A 22,582-nucleotide genomic window follows, 5' to 3' on the forward strand; every position below is an offset into this window, starting at 1 on the left:
CAGCATTTCAGGCGCGCGCTTGGAGCATTGCCCGCGCTGCGCTACACTGCCGTAGCGTCGCGCGCGAGGCAACCGGCAAATCGCCGGTTTCTTTGTTTTTTACTACCAAATAACGACGCCGGACAAAACCGTAGCTCCGGTGTTATAAGGAATCGCATGATCGAAGCGAGCATCAAATCCGTGCAGTGCATCTCCCCCGCAGGCTTGCATACCATGTCGTACAAGGAGTGGGGCGCTGCCGATAATCCGAACGTGCTCGTCTGCGCCCACGGCGTGACGCGCGTGGCGGACGACTTCGACAACCTGGCGCGCGCCATGGCCAGCGATTACCGCGTGATCTGCCCCGACGTGGTGGGCCGCGGTCGCTCGGGCTGGCTGGCCAATCCGCAGTTCTACCGCGTGCCGCAATATGTGAGTGACATGGTGACCCTGCTGGCGCGCGTGCTGGCCAATGGCGAGCGCCAGACGGTGGACTGGTTCGGCACGTCGATGGGCGGCTTGATCGGCCTGGGCCTGGCATCGCTGCCGCACAGCCCGATCAGCAAGCTGGTCCTGAACGATATCGGCCCGACCCTGGCGCCCGAAGCCTTGCAGCGCATCGGCGACTACATCGGCCAGGACTTGCGTTTCGAGACGTTCGAGCAGGGCGCCAAGTTCGTGCGCGACGTGTCCGCCAGCTTCGGCCCGCACACGGATGCGGAATGGCATAAACTGGCGGTGGATGTGTTGCGGCAAGACAAGGATGGCCACTGGCGCCGCCACTATGATATGGGACTGGCCATGCCGTTCCGCTCGGCCACGCCGGAATCGGCGGCCAGCGACGAAGCCATGCTGTGGGCCGCGTATGATGCCGTGCGCTGCCCGACTCTGCTGGTGCGCGGCTCGGAATCCGATTTGCTGTCGCACGAAACGGCCACGCGCATGCTCGGTCGCGGTCCGAAGGCGGAACTGGTGGAAATCGCCGGCGTGGGCCATGCGCCCACTTTCGTCCACGACGACCAGATCGCCATCGCCCGCAAATTTTTGCTGGGCAAGTAACACAGGTAATACGCTGTACAGATTTTGAAACAACCGAAAGAAGAAGCATGGAAATTACACGACTGCACGTAGGCAAACGCCTCTCCGAAGTAGCGATACACAACAACACCATCTACCTTGCTGGCCAGATCGCCGAAGACACCACGCAAGGCATCGTCGGCCAGACGCGCGAAGTGCTGGGCCACGTCGACCGTTTGCTGATGGAAGCGGGCAGCGACAAGACTTGCATCCTGTCGTGCCAGATCTACATCGCCGACATGAAGGATTTCCCCGGCATGAATGAAGTGTGGGATGACTGGGTCGCCTCCGGCCACACGCCGCCGCGCGCCACGGTGGAAGCGAAGCTGGCCAATCCGGCATGCCTGGTTGAAATCGTCGTCATCGCTGCAGAACGTTAAGTTTTCAAGTTGTTCAGTCATTAAGTTTAAAGGTAATACATGGTTTCCATCTCGGCCCCGAATAGCGCCACATCGGAACAACTGGTAGAGGGCTTGAGTGCGCCGGACTGCGCGCGCGTGCTGGACGCGCTCGCGTATGCCACCGAAGCATATGGCGACAAGCAGACCTTTGCCGGCCGCTCCGCGCTGGAGTTCGCCATCGGCGTGGCCACCACCCTGGCTTTCCTGCGCAGCGATGCGGAAACGCGCATCGCCGGCCTGATGTTCGAGCTGACCCTGCTGGAACCCGATACGGCGGCCGACATCGAACCGCGCTTCGGCAAGCAGGTGTGCGACCTGGCCACCGGCGTGCGCCAGCTGATCCGCTTGCGCGCGCTGACCCAGGCGCAGCACGGCAGCGCTGGCGGGCGCGGCAAGAATGCGGCGCAGCAAGCCGTGGCCCAGGTGGAAACCTTGCGCAAGATGTTGCTGGCGATGGCTTCCGACATGCGTGTCGTGCTGGTGCGCCTGGCCGCCTGCGTGACGACCTTGCGTTACTTTGCCGACTTGAAGCTGTTCAACGAAATGACATGTGAGTACGGCAAGGAAACCCTGGATCTGTACGCGCCGCTGGCCAACCGCCTCGGCATCTGGCAGCTGAAGTGGGAACTGGAAGACTTGTCGTTCCGCTTCATCGAACCGGAAGCGTATAAACGCATCGCCAAGATGCTGGAAGAAAAGCGCATGATGCGCGAGGGCTTCGTGTCCTCGGCGATCTTGCGCCTGCAGACGGAACTGGCTTCGGCCGGTATCCAGGCGGAAGTATTTGGCCGTCCGAAACACATTTACAGCATCTGGAACAAGATGCGCGGCAAGGAGCTCGATTTCACGGCCCTGTACGACGTGCGGGCCTTCCGCGTCATCGTTGCCGACGTGAAAACCTGCTACACGGTGCTGGGCGTGGTCCACAATATCTGGACCCCCATCCCGAAAGAATTCGACGATTACATTTCGCGGCCGAAACCGAACGGTTACCAGTCGCTGCACACGGTGGTGACGGCCGAAGATGGCCGTCCGCTGGAAGTGCAAATCCGCACCAATGAAATGCATAGCTTTGCCGAATACGGCGTGGCCGCGCACTGGCGCTACAAGGAAGAGGGCGGCTCGAACTTTGCCGGCCAGAAATACGACGAAAAGATCGCCTGGCTGCGCCAGCTGCTGGCCTGGAAAACGGAGGTGGCCGACGCCGTCGTGGGTCAGGAAGAAATCCAGCGCGAATGGGTGGAAAAGCTCAAGTCCGCCACCCTGGACGACCGCATCTTCGTCATGACGCCGCAAGCGCGCGTGCTGGAATTGCCCGTGGGCGCCACGCCCGTCGATTTTGCCTATCATCTGCACACGGACGTGGGCCACCGCTGCCGGGGCGCCAAGGTCGACGGCATCATGGTGCCCTTGAATACCCAGCTGAAAAACGGCCAGACCTGCGAAATCATTACGGCCAAGGGCGCGCCGGGCACGGCCGGGCCGTCGCGCGACTGGCTCAGCGCCGGCTACGCCGTCAGCACGCGCACGCGTTCGAAAATCCGCGCCTGGTTCCACGCGATCGACATGCAGGAAACCCTGGCCCATGGCCGCGCGCTGGTGGAAAAGTCGCTGCAGCGCGAAGGCAAGACGGCCGTCAATCTGGAAGCGCTGGCGCAAAAGCTGGGCTTTGCGAAAGTCGACGAGCTGTTCCTGTCGGTGGGCAAGGATGAATTCAGCCTGCGCCACGTGGAGCAGGCGCTGCACGACAATGGCGAAGTGGTGGTGCCGGAAGACGCCGTGCTGGTCGGTAAAAGCCGCGCTTCCAGCGTGGAACAGGGCGCCAAATCCGGCGTGCTGGTGGTGGGCACCGAAGGCTTGATGACCGTGCTGGCCAAGTGCTGCAAGCCGGCGCCGCCGGACAGCATCGTCGGTTTTGTGACGCGCGGCAAGGGCGTCTCGATCCACCGCGCCACCTGCAAGAATTTCGAGGAAATGCGCGCCAAGTCGCCCGAGCGCGTGATCTTCACGGAATGGGGCAGCACGGGCGGGCACGACACGGTGTATCCGGTCGACATCTTTATTCTCGCCGGCGACCGCCAGGGCTTGCTGCGCGACATCTCCGAAATCTTTTCGCGCGAAAAAATCAACGTCATCGGCGTCAACACCCAAAGCGCCAAGGGCCAGGCCCGCATGACCTTTACGGCCGAGATCAGTTCGACGGCGCAGTTGTTGAAGGCGCTGAATGTGATCAAGGATGTGAGCGGTGTTCTTGAGGCAAGGCGCAGTTAGTCTTGGAACCCAAAGGCTGATGCCGGGGTCGTACCCTGAGGGACTCGGCGTCCCCGTTCGCCCCCAGTCCTTGCTAGTGGGTTTTGTCTCCCGCATGCAACCCCGCCATCGCCGCCGTCTCCGGCTGCAAAGTGATGTGGTCTATCCCATGCTTGGCTAACAGCATCTTCTTGATCGCCCGCAATACCTTCGGCCAATGGTCGAGGTGTTCGATTTCCACGTGGCCGATCAGGGCTGGCTGGCCGGGCGACATGTCCCATACGTGCAGGTCGTGCACGGAAATCACGCCGTCCACCTGCTCCACGTCCGCGCCCACCTGGACGTAGTCGATGTGCATGGGCACGCCTTCCATCAGGAAGTGGTACGACTCTTTCAATACCCCGAACGTGGATTTCAGGATCAGCAGAGACACCAGCACGGACAGCAGCGGGTCGATCTGCATCCAGCCCGTGAAGTAAATCACGGCGCCGGCGACGATGGCGGCGACCGAGCCCAGCAAATCGCCCATCACGTGCACGAGGGCGGCGCGCGTGTTCACGCTTTGCTTGTCTTTCGACAAGACCCACGCCACCACCAGGTTGATCGCCAGGCCGATGAAGGCGACGATGAAGACCATGCCGCCTTGCACGGTTTGCGGGGCGGAAAAGCGCAGCACGGCTTCATAGCAGATCCAGCCCACGACGCACAGCATGGCCAGGCCATTGACGAAGGCAGCCAGCGCTTCGGCGCGGCCAAAGCCGAACGAGTGGCGCGGCGACGGCGGACGGCGGGCGATCAGCTGCGCCAGCAGGGCCAGGCCCAGCGCGGCCGCGTCCGTGACCATGTGGCCCGCATCGGAAATCAGGGCCAGCGAATTGGACAGGAAACCGGCGATGACCTCGATGCCGGCAAACGATAGGGTCAGCCCCAGCGCCCACGCGAGGATGCTCTGGCTGCGCCCCTCGAATGAGTGGGTGTGCTTGGCGTCGCCTTTCAGGTGGGCGTGCAAATGGGTGGCGTCGTGTTCGGTGTTGTCGTGCGTGGGATGCATGGAATGCTTTGTGGAATGATCTTGTCGTCAGTGTAATTGAAAAGCAACAAAACAGTCGGCGCGTAAAAAAACCTGCAGGCCGCGAGGCACTGCAGGTTTTACCTGGAGCAAATAAATTTTACTGTGCCGCCGTCTCGCCAAATTTCCCTTCGCGGAAATCCTGCACGGCCTGGAACACTTCCGCCTGGGTATTCATGACGAACGGGCCGTATTGCGCGATCGGTTCATTCAAGGGCTGGCCGGCGACGAAGATCACGCGGCCGCCTTCGGGCGCCTCGATGCGCACGCCGTCGCTGCCCGGCGTGTTGGCAAAGATCGCCATGCGCAGGGCGGGCACGGCCTTGCCGTCGACCTGCACTTCGCCACGAAACGTGTAGATGAAAGCATTATGGCCTGGCGGCAAGGGTTGTTCGAAGCTGGCACCGGCCGGCAAGTCGATATCGAGGTACAACGGTTCCGTCAGTTCGCGCTGCACGGCGCCCGTCACGCCATGGCTCTCGCCGGCGATCACTTGCACGGCCACGCCAGCGTCCGTCGTGTAGCGGGGGATCTCGCTGCTCGTGAAATCGCGGTACCACGGCGTGCGCATCTTGTCGCGCGCGGGCAGGTTCAGCCACAACTGAAAACCTTCCATCACGCCTTCTTCCTGCTCCGGCATTTCCGAGTGGATCACGCCGCTGCCGGCCGTCATCCATTGCACGCCGCCCGAGGTCAGCAAGCCTTCGTTGCCCGCGCTGTCCTTGTGGCGCATGCGCCCCGTGATCATGTACGAGACCGTTTCAAAGCCGCGGTGCGGATGCTCGGGGAAGCCGGCGATATAGTCGTTCGGCTTGTCGCTGGCAAAGTTATCAAGCATCAAAAACGGGTCGAGACGGCGCTGCAGCTGCTGCGTCAGCACGCGGTTGATCTTCACGCCGGCGCCATCCATGACGGCCTGGCCGGCGATCACGCGCTCGACGGCGCGTGGCTTGTTGACGGTGGTGATATCGCTCATTGTGTTCTCCTGTTTGGGGTCAGACCCGCCGGAACTCGGCGTCCCCGTCTGACCCCTTGTTGCGGCAGTCAGCTATTACACCAGGATCGCGTTGATCTCGGCGTCCGCCTGGGCTTGCGCCTTGGCCACGGCTTCCGGACCCATGCCCATGCCTTCCGAATACACGTATTGCACGTCGGTCATGCCCAGGAAACCGAACATGGTGTTCAGGTAAGGCACCTGGCTATCGTTGGCGCTGTCGCGGTGCAAGCCGCCGCGGGACAGGCCCACATAGACTTTCTTGCCGCTCAGCAGGCCAACTGGGCCGTTTTCCGTGTACTTGAAGGTGACGTTGGCGCGGGCAATCGCGTCGAACCAGCTTTTCAGTTGCACGGTAATGCCGAAGTTGTACATCGGCGCGCCGATGACGATCACGTCAGCCGCTTGCACTTGCGCAATCAGCGCGTCGTCCAGCGCGATGCGGGCCGCTTGCTCCGGCGTGCGTTTGTCGGCCGGCGTGAACAGCGCTTGCAGGGTCGGTTCGTCGAGCACGGGGTGCGGTGCGGCAGCCAGGTCGCGGCGGACGAGGGCGGCACCAGGGTTGGCCGCTTGTACGCGGGCGACGATGGCGTCAGCCAGGCGGGTCGAGGCGGAACCGGTGCTGCGGGCGCTGGAATTGATTTGCAGGATGTTCATCTTGTTTTCTCCGTTGTGAGGTGTCTTGCGATGGATGAACTATAGCAATTCCAAAATTGATGCGGAAGCCGTTAAAATGGATAACATTAATCCACCAATGGAACAATGAGGTTTTATGGATATCGATCCCGGAGATTTGCTGCTGTTTGCCAGAGTCGTCGAATGCGGCAGTTTCAGTCGCGCCGCCGTGCGCGTGGACTTGCCCAAATCGACCCTGTCGCGGCGCATCTCGCTGCTGGAAGCGAAACTGGGCGAACGATTGCTGCTGCGCACGACGCGCAAGCTGGCGCTGACGGAGTTTGGCGCCAGCCTGCTCGAGCATGCGCGCAAGGTGGTCGAGGAAACGGAGGCGGCCGGCGCCCTGGCACAGCACCGCCAGGCGGGGCCCAGCGGCTTGCTGCGCATTTCCATGCCGGCCGATTTCGGCGACACCCTGATGCGCCAGGTGCTTGCCGAGTTCGTGCGCCGCTATCCGGCCATTTCGCTGGAACTGGACTTGTCGGCGCGCCGCGTGGATTTATTGGAAGAGAACTTCGACCTGGCCATCCGCATGGGCAATTTGCCCGACGACGCCAGCCTGTCAGCGCGCCGCGTGGCGTTCAGCACCCTGGCGTTGTATGCCTCGCCGAAATACACGAGCGTGCACGGCTTGCCCGAGCATCCCGACGATCTGTACGGTCACGATCTGCTCAGCTTGCCGCGCGCCGTGCATGGCCTCGTGCACTGGACTTTGATCCGCGGCAAGACCACGTGGGAGCGCGATCTGCCCGTGCGCCTGTTGGCCAATTCGCCGGAATTGCTGGTGCGCATGGCGTGCACGGGCGTGGGCATCGCGGCCAGCACGGACCGCTTTGCCAAGGCTTATGTGGCGACGGGGGAATTGGTGCGCGTGCTGCCGGAGTGGAGTTTTCCGCTGGTCACGGGCTGGGCCGTGTTTCCCGGCCGGCGTTTGATGCCGGCCAAGACGCGCGCGTTTCTCGATCTAATGGAGGAGATGTATCGCACGGACGCGCCCGTGTAGGCGCGCGTCCGGATGCCTTACTTGGGCAGGTTGCCCATGACTTCGCCCAGCTGCACGGGGCCGGCCGGTTGCCAGCTGGCGTTGAATTGCACGGTGTCTTTCGGGAACAGCATGACGACGGTAGAGCCGAGCAGGAAGCGGCCCAGTTCTTCGCCCTGTTTCAGCACGACATTGTCGTTCGCATAGCTCCAGTCGCGGATATCACCGGTGCGGGGCGGGTTGACGACGCCGTGCCAGACGGTGGCCATGCTGCCGACGATGGTGGCGCCGACCAGGGTCATGACGAAGGGGCCGTTGGCCGTGTCGAATACGCAGACGACGCGCTCGTTGCGGGCGAACAGGCCGGGGATGCCGCGCGCCGTCGTCGGGTTGACGGAAAACAGTTCACCGGGTACATAGATCATGCGCGTCAAGCGGCCGTCGCACGGCATGTGGATGCGGTGGTAGTCGCGCGGGCTCAGGTACAGATTGGCGAAGCTGCCGTGTTCGAACTGGGCCGCCAGGGACGCGTCGCCGCCGACCAGGGCCGTGGTGCTGAAGTTATGGCCCTTGGCCTGGAAGATCTGGTCCTTGTCGATCGTGCCGAACTGGCTGATGCGGCCATCGACGGGGCAGATGTAGTCGGCCTGGGCCAGCGGACGGGCATCGGGGCGCAGCGCGCGCGTGAAAAAGTCGTTGAAGCTCGTGTAGTGCGTGATGTCCGGGTCCAGCGCCTCATCCATGTTGACGTTGTAGCGACCGACGAACCAGCGGATCAAACGCGTGGTCATGGCGCCGCCTTTGGCGCCGGCGATCCGGCCGGCAAAGTTGGTCAACGCTCCTTTTGGAAGCAGATATTGAGGCAGGACGGCAAGACGGTCAGACACGATGGGAAGCCTTTGACGGGATGATGGGAACAATGGTGAAAACGCATTATAGCGGCGATGTGGCGCGCAATGATATGCGCCGTATGCAAGGGTGCGTATCGCAGTCCGCCGCCGAATTTAATTTGCTGTAAGAAATATTTTCAGGAAACTGCGCCACTCGGAAAAAATTGCAGCACAATACGGCGGCCTGTTTTTTAGCTTTTAGCCATTTTTATTCAGCCAACTTTTTTCAGCCAGGTCATGATGCCACGCCGTTGCCTCCGCCTTACCGTCCTTTGTTCAGCCGTTTTACTTGCCTGGAATGCCCAGGCCCAGCAATCCGAAGCGCCAGCCGACACGGCCGCTGCCGCCACCACTGCGCCGTCGAAGGCTGAAAAGCCCGCCGCACCGGCCATGCAAACCGTCGAAGTCAAGGGGAGCGGCTACGATCCGCGCCGCGACGATACGGCCAGCAAGATGGTCGTGGGCAGCGAGGAAATCCTCAAGTATGGCGACACGAATGTCACCGACGTGCTCAAACGCTTGCCCGGCATTACCGTCTCCGGCGCGGCCGGGCGCTCGGGCGGAGAAATCCGCATGCGCGGGCTGGGTAGCGGCTACACGCAGATACTACTCAATGGCGAGCGGGCGCCGGCCGGTTTCTCGCTCGACACCCTGTCGCCGGACGTGATCGAACGCATCGAGATTCTGCATGCGGCCAGCGCCGAATACAGCACGCAGTCGATCGCCGGCACCATCAATGTGGTGCTCAAGAAAGCTGTGAAGACGGCGCAGCGCGAGCTCAAGCTGGGCGTGCAGGGCAGCGACGTGAGCTTCTCGCCCAGCGTCAACGTGCAGCTGTCCGACCGCGACGGTAATTTTTCGTACTCGATGGCCGGTTCGCTGTTCCGCTACGACTACCATTACGACAATCCCGGCCTGGAACTGGGCTACGCGCCCGATGGCCGGCAAAACCTGCTGCGCCGCACGAATGGCACGGGCGATGGCCGTCCGGAAGGCATCAATCTGTCGCCGCGCCTGAACTGGGTGCTGGCCAATGGCGACAATGTGACGGCGCAATTCTTTTTCAATGGCGGGCGCTCGAATCACCGCAACTTCAGCCGGGCCGAAACGGAGCAGGGCGTGCGCCCCGACTACGACACCAATACGGGCAGCTCAAGCAACCACAACGCCTTCGGCCGCAGCGACCTGACGTGGATGCACAAGCTGGCCGGCGGCGCCAGACTGGAACTGAAAATCGGCGCCTCGGCCGCCCGCAATACGTCCGACAGCCTGCAGCAAGGCTTTGTCGATGGCAGCGGCCTGGCGCTCGAACGCAAGGTGGGCGTGAAGGCGACGGAAAACGGCGTCAGTTCGACGGGTAAATATTCGTCGCCCTTGCTGCCCGGCCATGCCTTGTCGATGGGCTGGGATGGCGCCTACACGGAGCGCGACGAAACGCGCCGGCAGCGCGAAGCGGCCCTGGCTGCCTTGGGCGCGCGTCCGCCCGTCAACAGCGACGAAGGTTTCGACGCCACCATCAAGCGCCTGGCCCTGTTTGTGCAGGATGACTGGGAAATCACGCCGCGCTGGTCGATGTATGCGGGCGTACGCTGGGAAGGCATCGATACGCGCAGCGCGGGCGATACCTATGACGAAGTGAACCAGCGCACCAGCGTGTGGAGCCCGCTGCTGCAGACCCTGTGGAAGCTGCCCGATACCAAGGGCGACCAAGTACGTTTGGCCCTGACGCGCACCTACAAGGCGCAGCCCACGGCGAGCCTGATTCCGCGCCGCAATACCTCGACCAACAATAGCCAGACGGACCCTGACCGCGAAGGCAATCCCTACCTGAAACCGGAGCTGGCGCTGGGCATCGACGCCTCGTACGAGCACTACTGGGCCGAAGGTGCCTTGCTCAGCGCGCGCGCCTCGGCCCGCCGCATCGATGGCTACACGCGCCAAGGCTTGCTGTTCATCAATGACCGCTGGGTATCGACGCCCGTCAACGATGGCCGCGCCAATACTCAGACATTGGAACTGGAAGCGAAGTTCCCGCTGCGCGCCGTGATGGCCGCGCCCGTGCCAGCCATCGACTTGCGCGCCAGCATCAGCCGCAACTGGTCGCAGGTGGACCAGGTGCCGGGACCGAACAACCGGCTCGACCAGCAGACCCCCGTCAGCGGCAACTTCGGCCTCGATTACAAGACGCCGGACGGCGTGCTGACGACGGGTGGCAGCTTCAACTTCCGCAATGGCGGCCCCGTGCGCATCACCGAGCGCCAGAGCGCCTACACCTCGCCGCGGCGCGACGTCGACATTTATGCGCTGTGGAAATTCGATGCAAAGAACCAGCTGCGTCTGGCCGTGTCGAACTTGCTGGCGCAAGACTTCGAAAGCACCACCACGTATGCGGACGCCAGCGGCACGATAGCCCGCAACAGCATTTCGCCGAGTTCGCCGCAGGCGCGCGCGACCCTGGAAATGAAGTTCTGAGCGCGCTGTTTCTATACTGAAAACCCCGGCCGGCATCCCCGCTGGCCTATAATCTCGGCAATTGCGCGCACGGTCAGTCCGTGCGCGCCACCTTTTACTTTGCCAAGATTGCTTTCCCCATGACGTTTTCCTCCCTCGGCCTGATCGATCCCCTGGTCCGCAAACTTGACGAGCTCGGCTATGCCAAGCCCACGCCCGTGCAGGCGCAAGCGATTCCTGCCGTGCTGGCCGGGCGCGACCTGATGGCCGCCGCCCAGACGGGTACGGGCAAGACGGCCGGTTTCGCCGTGCCGCTGCTGCAGCGCCTGACATTGGAAGGCGTGGTGGCGCCCCAGTGCGTGCGCGTGCTGGTGCTCGTGCCCACGCGCGAACTGGCCGAGCAAGTCTATGCCAGCTTCCGCAGCTATGGCGGCAACTTGCCGCTGCGCAGCTTTGTCGCGTATGGCGGCGTGCCCATCGAGCCGCAGATCAGCAAATTGCGCAAGGGCCTCGACGTGCTGGTGGCCACGCCGGGCCGTTTGCTGGACTTGCAGACGCAGGGCGCCGTCAAGTTCGAGCAAGTGCAAACCCTGGTGCTGGACGAGGCCGACCGCATGCTGGATCTGGGCTTCGAGCGCGAGCTCGATATATTGCTGATGACCATGCCCAAGCAGCGCCAGACCCTGCTGTTCTCGGCCACCTTCTCGGACGCCATCCGCGCCATGGCGAAAACCATGCTGAAGGATCCCGTCTCGGTGGAGGTGAGCGCGCGCAACAGCACGGTCAAGGCCGTCAAGCAATCGGTGATCGTGTGCGACAAGAAACGCAAGCCGGAACTGTTTTTGCACTTGCTGAAGAAAAAGCGCTGGGGCCAGGTCCTGGTCTTCGTCAAGACGCGCAAGGGTGTCGAGCTGCTGGTGAATACTTTGCTGGAGCAGGGCGTGCGCGCCGATTCGATTCACGGCGACAAGACGCAGCCCAACCGCCTGCGCGCGCTGGCCCGTTTCAAATCCGCCGAAGTGCAAGTGCTGGTGGCTACCGACGTGGCCGCCCGTGGCCTCGATATCGACCAATTGCCCGTCGTCGTCAATTTCGACTTGCCCACCGTGGCGGAAGACTATATCCACCGCATCGGCCGCACGGGCCGCGCGGGCGCCTCGGGCGAAGCGATCTCGCTCGTCTGCGCCGACGAGGTGGAGTTGCTGTCGGCCGTCGAAGCGCTGACGCGGCAAACCCTGAAACGCAATGAGGAAGCCGGTTACGAAGCCGAGCACCGCGTGCCGGGCACGTCCGCCGGCGGCACGATCCAGAAAAAGGCCGTGAAAGTGCTGGCGCCGAAAGCGGCGGAGCGAGCCAAGAAAAGGCGCTTCTACAAATAATCGGCGCAGTTAAGCTGACAAGGCAAAGCGCGCTGCACGGATATGCCATTCGTGCCATCATGCGCCATGACCTCGATACCTTTGTTCCCGCTCAATACGGTGCTGTATCCCGACGGCTATCTGCCCCTGCAGATCTTCGAGGTACGCTATCTGGACATGATACGTCAGTGCATCATGGGCGAGCAGCCGTTCGGCGTGGTGCAGCTGCTGGACGGTGCGGAAGTGCGCAAGCCGGGCCAGCAAGAGACCCTGGCGCCCGTGGGCACCCTGGCGCGCGTCGTCGACTGGGCCGCGCCCCTGTCGGGCTTGCTGCAAATCAAATGCATGGGCATGCAGCGCTTCCACATCGTCTCCAGCGAACAGCTGAAGCACGGCTTGTGGATGGCGCAGGTCGACACCTTGGCGCCCGATAAAACCATCCCCATCCCGCAAGAGCAGCAGAATGTAGCCGACGCGCTCGGCGCCCTGATCCGTACCCTGCAGGAGCAAAAGATCCCGCCCGATCAAATGCCCCTGCAGCCGCCATACCGCCTCGACGAGTGCGGCTGGGTGGCGAACCGCTGGTGCGAGCTGCTGTCTCTGAGCGCCATGCAAAAACAACTATTGCTGAGCCAGGACAATCCCGTGCTGCGCCTGGAACTGGTGCAGGATATGCTCACGGAAAATGGTCTGCTCGAAGAGTAAAACATCCCGGGCCGCATGTTTGCACAACGTTCTGTTGTGCAATTGCAATCACTATTGAGAAATACTTTACGCTTTGCCGCCGCTGGCATAAGATAATGCCCCTGGGCAAGATTGCCCTGGGCAACATTCAAGAGCACACGACATGGCAAAAGTAAGCGCGGAACAGATCAATGCGGCAATGGAAGCGATGGCCGGCGAAGGCCAGTCCATCACGGTGCGCGCCTTGCGCGAACGGCTGGGCAACGGCGCCTGTCTGGGCACCATCAGCAAGCTATTGCAGCGCCGCAAGGCCGGTGCGCAGCGCCAGATCGCTGCCGCCGCCGAACTGTCGCCCGTGCTGCAGCAAGCCATCCTCGATTATGTAGGACAGGAATTAAGCGCCAGCCACAGCGCGCATGAAGCCGAGATGAACGACAATCAACAGGAATTGATGGACCTGGCCAGCGAGAACGAGCGCCAGCAAGAACTGCTCGACCTGCAGGCGGGCGAGCTGGAAACCTTGCGCGAGGAACTCGAGCGCGAGCGGCAAGTGGCGAACCAGGCCCGCACGGACCTGGCCAAGGCGCAGCTGCGCCTGGAAGGCTTGCCGCGCCTGGAAGAGGCGGCAGAGCAGGCCCGCATGGACCTGGCCAAGGCGCAATTCAAGCTCGAAGGCATCCCGCGCCTGGAAGAGGCCGCCGAAGCCGCCCGCGCGGAACTGATCCAGGCCCAGCTGAAGCTGGAAAGCCTGACGCGCGTGGAAACGGAACTGGCGGCCGCGCGCCTGGAACTGGAAGCGGAACGCGAAGAGCTGGGCGAAACGCGCGCCGAGCTGGACGAAGAGCGCACCTTGCGCATCAAGGCGCAGCAGTTCATCGTCGATCCGATATTCAAAACACCTGTTTGAAGACACCCTGACCAAACCTGCTGCGCGTCGCGCTTTGCGGCCTTCGATGCTCACCGGCTCGGCGCCCCCGTACTAAAGTACGGTTGCGCTTCTCGGCCACCTCTCCCTTCCGCTCGCGACGGTTTTGTCAGGTGTCGTTACGTCTCTGTTCTAACCTAACGCTGCGTACAGTGTTAGTCGGCGCACGGAATCTTGTCACTAGGCGCGGCAAAATAGTTCAGTGATCCGGGCGCGAAAGGGGCAGGCATGGAAACGCTGATCGTCATGGGGGCCTCGGTGGGCGGCGTAAGCGCGCTGTCCACTATCTTCGCCACCTTGCCGGCGGACCTGCCCGCGGCAATCCTGGCCGTCATGCATGTGGGGGCGCGCAACAGCGTGCTGCCCGAGATCCTCGGCAAGACCTCCGCCTTGCCCGTGCGCTTTGCCGAAGAGCGCGAACCCGTACGCGCGGGGCGCATCCTGCTGGCGCCGCCGGACCGGCACATGCTCGTTGCCAACCTGGCCGGCCAGGCGATGGTCGAGCTGACCCGGGGTCCGAAGGAAAACCATACGCGTCCCGCCATCGATCCCCTGTTTCGCAGTGCCGCCGCCGCTTTTGGGCCGAAGGTGGTGGGCGTGGTTCTCAGCGGCTACCTCGACGATGGCACGGCGGGCTTGCAGGCTATCAAGGCCTGCGGCGGCAAGGCGCTGGTGCAGGAGCCGCAGGACGCGGTGGCGCCGTCCATGCCGCAAAGCGCGATCGACCATGCCGGAGTGGACTGGTGCCTGCCGTCCACCGAGATCGGGCCGGCCCTGCTGGCGCTGGCCAGCGGCGCGCCGGCGCCAGCCGTCGCTGCACAGTCCTTGCCGCCCGTGCCCCAGTGGGTTGCCGTGGAAAACCGTTTTGCGCGGGGAGTGGGAAATATGGAGCAACTGGAAAAAATTGCCACGCCATCGACGTTCACCTGTCCCGAATGCCAGGGCACGCTGTGGGAGCTGCATGGCCAGAAGCCGCAGCGTTTTCGCTGCCATACGGGCCACAGTTTTACGGCGCAGACGCTTGGCGAGTTGCAGCATGAAAAGGCGGAAGACGCCATCTGGGCCGCTGTCAGGGCGCTGCAGGAAAAAGAAAAACTGTACCTGAACCTGGCCGCCAAGGCCCAGGCCTGGTTGCATCCGGGCACGGCCAGCGAGTATGCAGCCAAGGCGCGTCAGGCAGGCGAGCAGGCCGATATGCTGAAACGGGCCTTGCTGGCTTAAAATAGCGCACTGTCGCGCCATGCCGCGCGGCGCCTGATCGCAAAGAAGGTTTATGTCCGCAGAAAAAAAAGAGCCGCTCCCGCTTGCGGCAGCCCCCGTATTGCCACGTGCACTGCCGCCGAGGCCGCCAGCCGAATTCAGTTCGCCTGAAGCGGCCCTGGCCCGCAAGCAGGCGCGCGAAGACAAGGATGCGCAGGTGCGCGGTGTTACCTCTATCGACGCCATGCGCGAGGCTATCAAGCAGGGGGCGCGCGACTTGCCTGCCATCACCGAGGTGCCGCGCCTGGCCATGCTGGACGCCGCCGCCTTTCGTGCGCGCGCCGCGCAGGGCTTGCCTTTCCTGATGCGCGGGCTGGTGCGGCGCTGGCCCCTGTCGGCATTGGGTCCCGAAGTCTTGCGCGAGCAGTTCAGCCATGTGCCCGTGCGCGCACGGGTAGGCGACTACATCAACACGGCCTTTGCTGCCGATCGCGCCATGCAGGATATGTCGATGGGGCAATATCTGGATCTGGTGGCAGAGGGCAAGTATGTGCTGCCGCCCTACCTGGGCAACCTGGAATTACGCGAGCTGAACCGCCTGTGCCACTGGCCCACGTATTTCGACAAGATGGGCCCGCCGCGTTTCTGGGTGGGGCCGGCCGGCACGGTGACGCCCTTGCACTGCGATTACGACGACAATATCTTCGCCCAGGTGTGGGGCCGCAAGCGCATCTTTTTGTCGCCGCCGCACCACGACGCTTTTCTTTATCCTAGCGAAGCGAACGCCATCCTGTTCGGTTCGCCTTTCGACCCGGAAGCCCCCGATTTTCAGCGTTTTCCCCTGGCACGCCAGGCGACGATGATCGAATGCATCGTCGAGCCCGGCGACATGCTGTATGTGCCCGCCGGCTGGTACCACCAAGTGCGTGCGCTGACGTTTTCGCTGTCCTCGAACCGCTGGGCCAGGGCCGTGCCGCTGGCCTTGCATGGGGATACGGCGCTGCGGCGTACCGACGCTTAATCTGATGGCACGATGGCCTTGCCGTCGGCGCGCAGGCGTTTCGGCCGCCACTCGCTGAGGATGCCCGCACAAATGATCAATATCGCGCCGACGATGGCCAGGGCCGGCAGCCGTTCGCCGGCGATGCGCCCGATCACGCCAGCCCAGACAGGCTCGCCCGCATAGATCAAGGTCGCCTTGGTGGCGGAGATGCGCTTTTGCGCCCAGTTCATCACATACTGGATCAGCGCGCTGGCGCAGCCCAGGGCCAGCACGCTGAGGATGAACGTCTTGCTGATGACAGGTGGCGCTTCGCCCATGACGGGCATCAGCAGCAGGGCGATCAATGACGCCGTCGCCAGTTGCACGATGGTCACGCGCAAGATGTTCAGCTGCGGCGAGACGCGGCTGATGAGGATGATTTCCAGGGCGATGGCGATGGCGCCCACGGCCGTGATCAGCTCGCCAGTGCCGAAGGCCATGCTCAAGCCATCCGTGCCGGTAAGCAGCAGCAAGCCGACGAACGCCAGCACGACAGCTGCCCACACGGCAGGGTGGGGCCGCTGCTTGAAGACCAGCCACTGCACCAGCGGCACGATGGGCACATAAAAGGCCGTGATGAAGGCCGATTTGCTGCTGGAAATATGCATCAAGCCATAGGTTTGCAGCGCGTAGCCGCCAAAGATGCTCACGCCAATGGCCATGCCCGTCAGCAACTCCGCCTTCGTCAAGTGCCGCAACTGGTCCCGGCAAATCAGGGCGCCGATGCTGGCGGCCACGGCAAAGCGGGCGGCCACGAAGGCCAGCGGGCCGCTGACCGTCACGGCATGTTGCACGACGAGAAACGTTCCGCCCCAGATGAAGGTGATGGCGATCAGGGCCAGTTCGGGCATGCCAAAGGCGGGCGGGGGACTTGCGTGTGTTTTCATGGGACGCTATGCTATGAGCAAAATATTTCCCATCATCATAGGAGCAATATATTGCGCAGTCAAGCCGAGGCCGGTGGCGTGCTGGCACACCTGGCCACCAATCTGCGGCGCTTGCGCCTTGCCGCGGGCCTCAGCCAGGAGGAACTGGCGCGCCAGTCTGGCCTGAGCCGGCGCATGGTCAACGGCGTCGAGGCGGGCAGCACCAATATCAGCCTGGCCAACCTCGACCATGTGGCGGCCGCCTTGAACGTGGCCTTTGTCGACCTCGTCCAGCCGCCGCAGCAGCCGCACGACAGCCTGCGCGTGCTGATGTGGCAAAGCGCATCGCAGGCCAGCCAGGCCGTGCTGCTGGGCGCGGCGCCCGCCAGCCGGCAGGTGGAACTGTGGTCGTGGACCCTGGCGTCAGGCGAGCGCTACGATGCGGAAGCCGATCCGACCGGTTTCAGTGAAATGCTCTACGTGCTGGAAGGAACGCTGCAGCTCGTGCTGGCGGCGGAAACCAGGCAACTGGCTACGGGCGAATTTTTTGTGTTCAGCAGCGCGCAAGCGTATGCCTACGTGAATACGGGCGCGTCGACCTTGCGCTTTACGCGCAATGTGGCCAGCTGACGGCGCGGTTACTTGAGGCCACACCCCACCAGCAACAGCATCGGCCGCTCGCGCTCTTCGGCCAGGGCCGGTTGCTGCGCGAGCTGTTCGTCGCTGGGACCCCATTCTTCCACGTGGTCCAGCTGGAAACCGGCGCGTAGCAAAGCATTCAAGGTCGTGCCGAGGGTGCGGTGCTGCTTGATCACGCCGGGCGCCAGCCAGTCCGACACGCGCGGGCCTTGTAGCTGGTAGTTGTCGACGGGCCAGGTCTTGCGGCCTTGCGCATCCGTCAGCCAGCCGGGCTGGCGCGGCGCCATGAAGATCGGGTGCTCGATGGAAAACACCAGCTTGCCGCCAGGCTTCAAGCCGTGGCGGATGGCGGCCAGCAGGGTGTCGAAGCCTTCGATGTAGTGGAACGCCAGCGAACTGTAGACGAGGTCGTAGCTGGCTGGCGGCAAGGCCAGTTGTTCCAGATCAAGCCGCGCATAGCTGACCGTCGGGTGTTCTCCCATGGCGCTTGCCTGCGCCAGCATCTTTTCCGATACGTCCACGCCCAGCACGCGCGCCGCGTCAGCCTCGGCAGCCCAGCGGCAGAACCAGCCATAGCCGCAGCCCAGGTCCAGCACGCTTTTTCCTTGCAACCCGGGCAGCATGGCGCGCAGGGCAGGCCATTCCGGTGCGCTGTCGAGGCCGCCGACGGAGCGCGGCAGCTGGCTGTAGGCCGTGAAGAAGGCGTCGTTGTCGTAGATATTCTGTGTCATGCGTCGATGTTCTTGGGGGGCATGCGCTTGGCATGCCCGCCCCGTTGCGCCCGGTAAATGCCCGCGTGGCCGGAAAACAGGTAGGCCACGACGCAGGCGATGGCCGCGTACACGCCGATCTCGGCGCCGAAAAGTTCCATGGCCATCAGGGTCGAGGCGATCGGCGTGTTGGCCGCGCCCGCAAAGACGGCGACAAAGCCGATGGCCGCCAGCAGGGTGACGGGCTGGTGCAACAGCGGGCCCAGCGCATTGCCCAGGGTCGCGCCGATGTAGAACAAGGGCGTCACTTCGCCGCCCTTGAAACCTGTGCCCAGTGAAACAATGGTAAACGCCATCTTGCCGAGAAAATCCCAGGCGGGCAGCGGTTCCTTCAGCGCGTCGGCGATGGTGGGAATGCCCAGGCCGATATACTTGTCCGTGCCGATCAGCCACACGGCGATGGCGATGATCACGCCGCCGGCCAGCGGACGCAGCGGGGCGTAGCCGATCCAGCGCTTCATCAGGCCGCTCAAACCATGCGTGGCTTGCGCAAACAGTTTACCGGTCACGCCGAACAGCACGCCCGCGATCACCATGGCGCACAAGGTCCAGGCGGAGAGGGCGGGGATCAATGGCACGGCGTAATGCGTATGGTGGACTCCCCACAGCAAGCCCACCTGGTCGGCGATGACGGCGGCAGCCAGGCAGGGCAGCATGGCTTCGTAGCGCAGGCGGCCGATGGCCAGCACCTCCAGGCCGAAGATGGCGCCTGCCAGCGGCGTGCCGAAGACGGAGGCAAAGCCGGCGCTGATGCCGGCCATCAGGATGATGCGGCGGACTTCGTTGTTCAGGCGGAACAGGCGCGTGAGCTGGTCGGCCAGCGCGCCGCCCATCTGCACGGCCGTGCCCTCGCGTCCGACGGAGGCGCCGAACAGATGCGAGATGACGGTGCCGCCCAGCACCAGCGGTGCCATGCGCAGCGGAATGATTTTTTTCGGGTCGTGGATTTCATCGATCAGGAGGTTCGCGCCGCCTTCGACGCTGCTGCCATAGCGCAAATACAGCCAGCCGACGGCAAAGCCCGCCAAGGGCAGCAGCCAGATCAGCCAGGCGTGCGCCAGGCGCGTAGCGGTTGCCCATTCAAGGGCGAACAGGAAGCCGGCCGAAGCCGTGCCGGCCAGCACGGCCACGACCAAGGCCAGCAGCAGCCATTTCAACAGATGCTGTAGTAGATCGGTGAGGGCGCTAAGACGCTGCATCGTGCATCCATTCAAAACTGATGGGTGGGGGATTCCTTACAGGCCCAGTTCCGCCACCAGCGCCTGGCCGATGGCGCGCTGTTCGGCCAAAATCGCGCGCAAGTGGTGGGGGCGCGTCTTGACATTCGTCATGACCACGCGCAGCACGTTGGTCGGGCCAGGGTAGCGCGTCGATTCCAGCACCGTGCGCGAAACAAAGCTGTGGCCCTGCGCCTTTTGCCGGTTTTGCAGCTTGGCGTTCAAGGTGTTCAGTTGCTTGTTCAGTTCGGTGGCAGCCTCCACCTGGCCGCCGGCCAGCAAGGCCTCCATGCGCTGGCGCAAGTGCACGGGCACGTAGCGGTAGGTGAGAATGAAGGTATCGGAGCGCGTGACCAGTTCGAAATCCTGCTGGTCGGCCAATAAATCCTGCAACTGGCCGGACAGGGTGGCCGCCTGCTGCAGCAAGGTCGTGTAGCCGGACACGCCGAGCACCTTGAACGAGGTCCACAGTTTCAAGGCATCGAAGCGGCGCGAGCCTTCCAGCGACGTCTGGCCCAAGTCGCCCGAGTTGTCGCGCAAGATGTAGTTGGCATTGTGCTTGAGCAAGTTCAGGCTGGCGCTATCCTTGAACAGCACCATGCTTTGCGCCATCGGCACCCATAGCAATTTGTGGCCATCGATGACGACGGAGTCTGCCAGCGCAATCCCGTCGTACAACGCGCGGTACTGTTCCGCGATCAATAGGGCGCCGCCCCAGGCCGCATCCACGTGGAACCAGATGCTTTCTCGCGCGGCAATGGCCGCCATCGCGGCCAGCGGGTCGATGGCGCCCGTTTCCGTCGTACCGGCGATGCCGATCATGGCGACGACTTTGATCTTGCGCAGTTTTAAATCGGCAATGGTCGCTTCCAGCGCGGCGACGTCGATGCGGTTGTCGCGGTCGACGGCCACCAGCTGCAAGGCGTTTTCGCCGAGGCCCAGGGTTGCCAAGGCCTTTTTCACGGAGTAATGGCTGCGCGCCGAGCCGATCACGGCCAGCCCCGCATGGCTAGAATCCTGCATGGCGGCGAACAGGCCCCGTTTGCGCGTGCCGGGCAGCTGCTGCTCGAGCGCCACGGCCAGCGCCGTCAAGTTGCCCATGGTGCCGCCGTTGACGACATTGCCCAGCGCGCCACTGGTGGCGGCCATGGCCTGCGTGTAGACGGCATCGGGCTGCTGGTAGACCTGGCGGTGCAGCCAGCCGAGGATCTGTTTTTCGATCAGGGTCGACACGTACGCCGTCTCGATCTTGACCTGGTTCTGGTTCAGGGTGGCTGTAAACGCTTCGGCCAGCACGCTGATCCACGGCAGGGCCTGCGTCATGTGGCCGATGTATTGCGGGTGGTTCAGCTGGGCCGTATTGGCCAGCACGGTGGTGTCGAGTTCTTGCAGGAAATCCGCCACGGGCATGCCGTGCGCGGGCAGGCAGGTGTCGGACAATTGCGTCAGCAGTTCCGCATACGGCGTGTGCGGATAGGGCGTGTCGCGTTCGGCGGCCAGCCAGCCGCCCAGCATGCCCAGCGCCTGCTGCAGGGGCGCGGGTGCCTGCTGCAGCGCATCGATGGAAAAATGCTGCTGCAGCAGCTGTTCGATAGGGGTATCGGTCATGGCGCGTTGTCTTCTCTACGGATTGCTGGTGCCACGGTGACACAAATGCATCGCGCCCAGGCGGAAGCGGGATTTTACCCGACTCCGCCTGAGCGCATCAGTTTGCTGACTGTCTGTGATCAGAAGTAGTTGAGGCCCAGCGCCGACTTGACTTCATCGGCCGTGCGGGCCGCCACTTCGCGTGCCTTGAACGTGCCTTCTTTCAGCATCTGGATGACTTGCCCCTTGTCCTTGGCGAACTCTTCACGGCGGGCGCGGATCGGTGCCAGCATTTCCTGCAAGACCACGTCCAGGCGCTTCTTGACGATGCTGTCGCCCAGGCCGCCGCGCACGTAATGGGCTTTCATTTCGGCCAGCGCCGCTTTTTCCGGATCGAAGGCGTCCAGGTAGGTAAAGGCGATATTGCCTTCCAGGTGGCCCGGGTCTTCCACGCGCAGATGCAGCGGGTCGGTATAGACTTTTTTCACGGCGGCCGTGATTTCGGCCGAGGTCGCGCCCAGGTTGATGGTATTGCCCAGCGACTTGCTCATCTTTGCCTTGCCGTCGATGCCGGGCAGGCGGCCGATGTCCGGTACCAGCGCCTTGCATTCCATCAGCACTTCGCGGTTGTACATGCGGTTGAAGCGGCGCACGATTTCATTCGTTTGCTCGATCATCGGGATCTGGTCTTCGCCCACAGGCACCACGCCTGCCTTGAAGGCCGTGATGTCGGCCGCCTGGCTGGCAGGGTAGGTCAAAAAGCCCGCTGGAATATCGCGCTCGAAGCCGCGCAGGCGGATTTCTTCCTTGACGGTGGGATTGCGCTCGAGGCGCGCCACGGTGACGATATTCAGGTAGTAAAAGGTCAGCTCGGCCAGTTCCGGGATTTGCGACTGGATGAACACCGTGGTTTTCGTCGGGTCGATGCCGACGGCCAGGTAGTCGAGCGCCACTTCGACGACATTGCGGTGCACCTTGTCGATGTCGTCCATATTGTCCGTCAGCGCCTGCGCGTCGGCCAGCATGATGAATTGCTTGTAGCTGTTCTGGTAGCGGACCCTGTCGCGCAGGCTGCCCACGTAATGGCCCAGATGCAAGGGACCGGTCGGGCGGTCGCCCGTCAGGATCACGGATTGCGAAGCGATGGCGGCGGGCGACAGCGGTGCTGCCGGTGCGTCATTCTGGTCTTGGGTATCTGGGGTGTTCGGCAAGCTCATCAAGTTTCCTTTTGAGCCGCCTGCATCGGGGATGATCCAGGCTGAGCCTGTTACGCCACCGATCGAGGCGGCGTGGATCTAATTCACATCACTATACAGTGGCCGCGCGAAAGTGAGCGGGACCACCAATTCAAGCAGGCGTGTTGTGAAGGGATAAATTTCATGGCGTTATGGTTGCAGTTTGGGCGCGTTCTGTCAAGTTTGCGGCCCGATTTATCTGCTGTGCTGCGTCAGAGGCTAGCCTACTGTGGAACTTGCTTTCCGGGTATTATTGCCATTCGGCCACTTTTGCGTGGCATGAATCCATTG

Annotated in this window: 20 protein-coding genes; 11 read left to right on the top strand and 9 right to left on the bottom strand. The window is 63.1% G+C overall.

Going from position 1 to position 22,582, the window contains the following annotated elements; all coding sequences use genetic code 11:
* Positions 1 to 156 precede the first annotated feature (156 nt).
* From SKZ59_RS22870 to SKZ59_RS22880, 3 genes are read left to right on the top strand one after another with little or no spacing between them, the layout of a single operon-like run.
* Positions 157 to 1,038 carry an alpha/beta fold hydrolase gene (locus tag SKZ59_RS22870; RefSeq protein WP_219328396.1) on the top strand — a complete coding sequence of 294 codons (882 nt, stop codon included), beginning with the start codon at positions 157 to 159 and terminating at the stop codon, positions 1,036 to 1,038.
* A gap of 47 nt (positions 1,039 to 1,085) precedes the next feature.
* The gene (locus tag SKZ59_RS22875; protein ID WP_034752339.1) at positions 1,086 to 1,436 is read left to right on the top strand and encodes a RidA family protein; all 351 of its coding nucleotides are present in this window, start codon (positions 1,086 to 1,088) and stop codon (positions 1,434 to 1,436) included.
* Between the two features lie 39 nt (positions 1,437 to 1,475).
* Positions 1,476 to 3,728: a RelA/SpoT family protein gene (locus SKZ59_RS22880; RefSeq protein ID WP_034752338.1), complete on the top strand. Its 2,253-nt coding sequence runs from the start codon at positions 1,476 to 1,478 to the stop codon at positions 3,726 to 3,728.
* Between the two features lie 73 nt (positions 3,729 to 3,801).
* Here the strand turns inward: SKZ59_RS22880 and SKZ59_RS22885 are convergent, their stop codons facing one another.
* The 3 genes from SKZ59_RS22885 to SKZ59_RS22895 form a co-directional block, all read right to left on the bottom strand.
* Entirely contained in the window at positions 3,802 to 4,758 is a 957-nt protein-coding gene (locus SKZ59_RS22885) for a cation diffusion facilitator family transporter (RefSeq protein WP_072454023.1), read from the bottom strand.
* Positions 4,759 to 4,876: 118 nt separating this feature from the next.
* Positions 4,877 to 5,752, bottom strand: coding sequence for a pirin family protein (locus tag SKZ59_RS22890; protein WP_319993030.1), 876 nt, complete (start codon positions 5,750 to 5,752; stop codon positions 4,877 to 4,879).
* A 75-nt stretch (positions 5,753 to 5,827) separates the two neighbouring features.
* Positions 5,828 to 6,427, bottom strand: coding sequence for an FMN-dependent NADH-azoreductase (locus SKZ59_RS22895; RefSeq protein ID WP_102294713.1), 600 nt, complete (start codon positions 6,425 to 6,427; stop codon positions 5,828 to 5,830).
* Positions 6,428 to 6,542: 115 nt separating this feature from the next.
* Here SKZ59_RS22895 and SKZ59_RS22900 point away from each other — a divergent pair, with 115 nt between their 5' ends.
* Positions 6,543 to 7,448: a LysR family transcriptional regulator gene (locus SKZ59_RS22900; protein WP_072454020.1), complete on the top strand. Its 906-nt coding sequence runs from the start codon at positions 6,543 to 6,545 to the stop codon at positions 7,446 to 7,448.
* Between the two features lie 17 nt (positions 7,449 to 7,465).
* Here SKZ59_RS22900 and asd read toward each other — a convergent pair whose 3' ends face one another.
* On the bottom strand, positions 7,466 to 8,314 hold the full coding sequence (gene asd, locus SKZ59_RS22905) for an archaetidylserine decarboxylase (RefSeq protein ID WP_319993031.1): 849 nt from the start codon (positions 8,312 to 8,314) through the stop codon (positions 7,466 to 7,468).
* A 240-nt stretch (positions 8,315 to 8,554) separates the two neighbouring features.
* Between asd and SKZ59_RS22910 the strand changes: the two genes are divergently transcribed.
* From SKZ59_RS22910 to SKZ59_RS22935, 6 genes are all read left to right on the top strand, one after another.
* Positions 8,555 to 10,789: a TonB-dependent receptor gene (locus SKZ59_RS22910; protein ID WP_319993032.1), complete on the top strand. Its 2,235-nt coding sequence runs from the start codon at positions 8,555 to 8,557 to the stop codon at positions 10,787 to 10,789.
* Positions 10,790 to 10,908: 119 nt separating this feature from the next.
* On the top strand, positions 10,909 to 12,147 hold the full coding sequence (locus tag SKZ59_RS22915; protein WP_070303106.1) for a DEAD/DEAH box helicase: 1,239 nt from the start codon (positions 10,909 to 10,911) through the stop codon (positions 12,145 to 12,147).
* 66 nt (positions 12,148 to 12,213) lie between these two features.
* Positions 12,214 to 12,831: an LON peptidase substrate-binding domain-containing protein gene (locus SKZ59_RS22920; protein ID WP_083292699.1), complete on the top strand. Its 618-nt coding sequence runs from the start codon at positions 12,214 to 12,216 to the stop codon at positions 12,829 to 12,831.
* 142 nt (positions 12,832 to 12,973) lie between these two features.
* On the top strand, positions 12,974 to 13,717 hold the full coding sequence (locus tag SKZ59_RS22925) for a DNA-binding protein (protein ID WP_034752328.1): 744 nt from the start codon (positions 12,974 to 12,976) through the stop codon (positions 13,715 to 13,717).
* A 246-nt stretch (positions 13,718 to 13,963) separates the two neighbouring features.
* Positions 13,964 to 14,956: a chemotaxis protein CheB gene (locus tag SKZ59_RS22930; protein ID WP_072454017.1), complete on the top strand. Its 993-nt coding sequence runs from the start codon at positions 13,964 to 13,966 to the stop codon at positions 14,954 to 14,956.
* 52 nt (positions 14,957 to 15,008) lie between these two features.
* Positions 15,009 to 15,956, top strand: a complete 948-nt coding sequence (locus tag SKZ59_RS22935) for a cupin-like domain-containing protein (RefSeq protein WP_319993033.1) — start codon at positions 15,009 to 15,011, stop codon at positions 15,954 to 15,956.
* Here the strand turns inward: SKZ59_RS22935 and SKZ59_RS22940 are convergent.
* Complete coding sequence (locus SKZ59_RS22940) at positions 15,953 to 16,864, bottom strand: DMT family transporter (RefSeq protein ID WP_319993034.1); 912 nt, start codon at positions 16,862 to 16,864, stop codon at positions 15,953 to 15,955. The genes SKZ59_RS22935 and SKZ59_RS22940 overlap by 4 nt on opposite strands.
* 51 nt (positions 16,865 to 16,915) lie before the next feature.
* On the opposite strand from SKZ59_RS22940, the gene SKZ59_RS22945 reads away from it, so the two are divergent.
* Positions 16,916 to 17,473 carry an XRE family transcriptional regulator gene (locus SKZ59_RS22945; protein ID WP_319993035.1) on the top strand — a complete coding sequence of 186 codons (558 nt, stop codon included), beginning with the start codon at positions 16,916 to 16,918 and terminating at the stop codon, positions 17,471 to 17,473.
* An 8-nt stretch (positions 17,474 to 17,481) separates the two neighbouring features.
* Here the strand turns inward: SKZ59_RS22945 and SKZ59_RS22950 are convergent, their stop codons facing one another.
* From SKZ59_RS22950 to trpS, 4 genes are all read right to left on the bottom strand, one after another.
* The gene (locus SKZ59_RS22950; protein ID WP_319993036.1) at positions 17,482 to 18,213 is read right to left on the bottom strand and encodes a class I SAM-dependent methyltransferase; all 732 of its coding nucleotides are present in this window, start codon (positions 18,211 to 18,213) and stop codon (positions 17,482 to 17,484) included.
* A complete protein-coding gene (locus SKZ59_RS22955) occupies positions 18,210 to 19,451 on the bottom strand; it encodes a voltage-gated chloride channel family protein (protein ID WP_319993037.1) in 1,242 nt (413 codons plus the stop codon). The genes SKZ59_RS22950 and SKZ59_RS22955 overlap by 4 nt, the downstream gene beginning before the upstream one ends.
* Before the next feature lie 36 nt (positions 19,452 to 19,487).
* Positions 19,488 to 21,077, bottom strand: coding sequence for a pyridoxal-dependent decarboxylase (locus SKZ59_RS22960; protein ID WP_319993038.1), 1,590 nt, complete (start codon positions 21,075 to 21,077; stop codon positions 19,488 to 19,490).
* A gap of 119 nt (positions 21,078 to 21,196) precedes the next feature.
* Positions 21,197 to 22,273, bottom strand: a complete 1,077-nt coding sequence (gene trpS, locus SKZ59_RS22965; RefSeq protein ID WP_217494627.1) for a tryptophan--tRNA ligase — start codon at positions 22,271 to 22,273, stop codon at positions 21,197 to 21,199.
* Positions 22,274 to 22,582 lie beyond the last annotated feature (309 nt).

It is taken from the genome of Janthinobacterium sp. GMG2 (assembly GCF_033949445.1).
In the GTDB taxonomy this organism is placed as follows: Bacteria; Pseudomonadota; Gammaproteobacteria; order Burkholderiales; family Burkholderiaceae_D; genus Janthinobacterium; species Janthinobacterium aestuarii.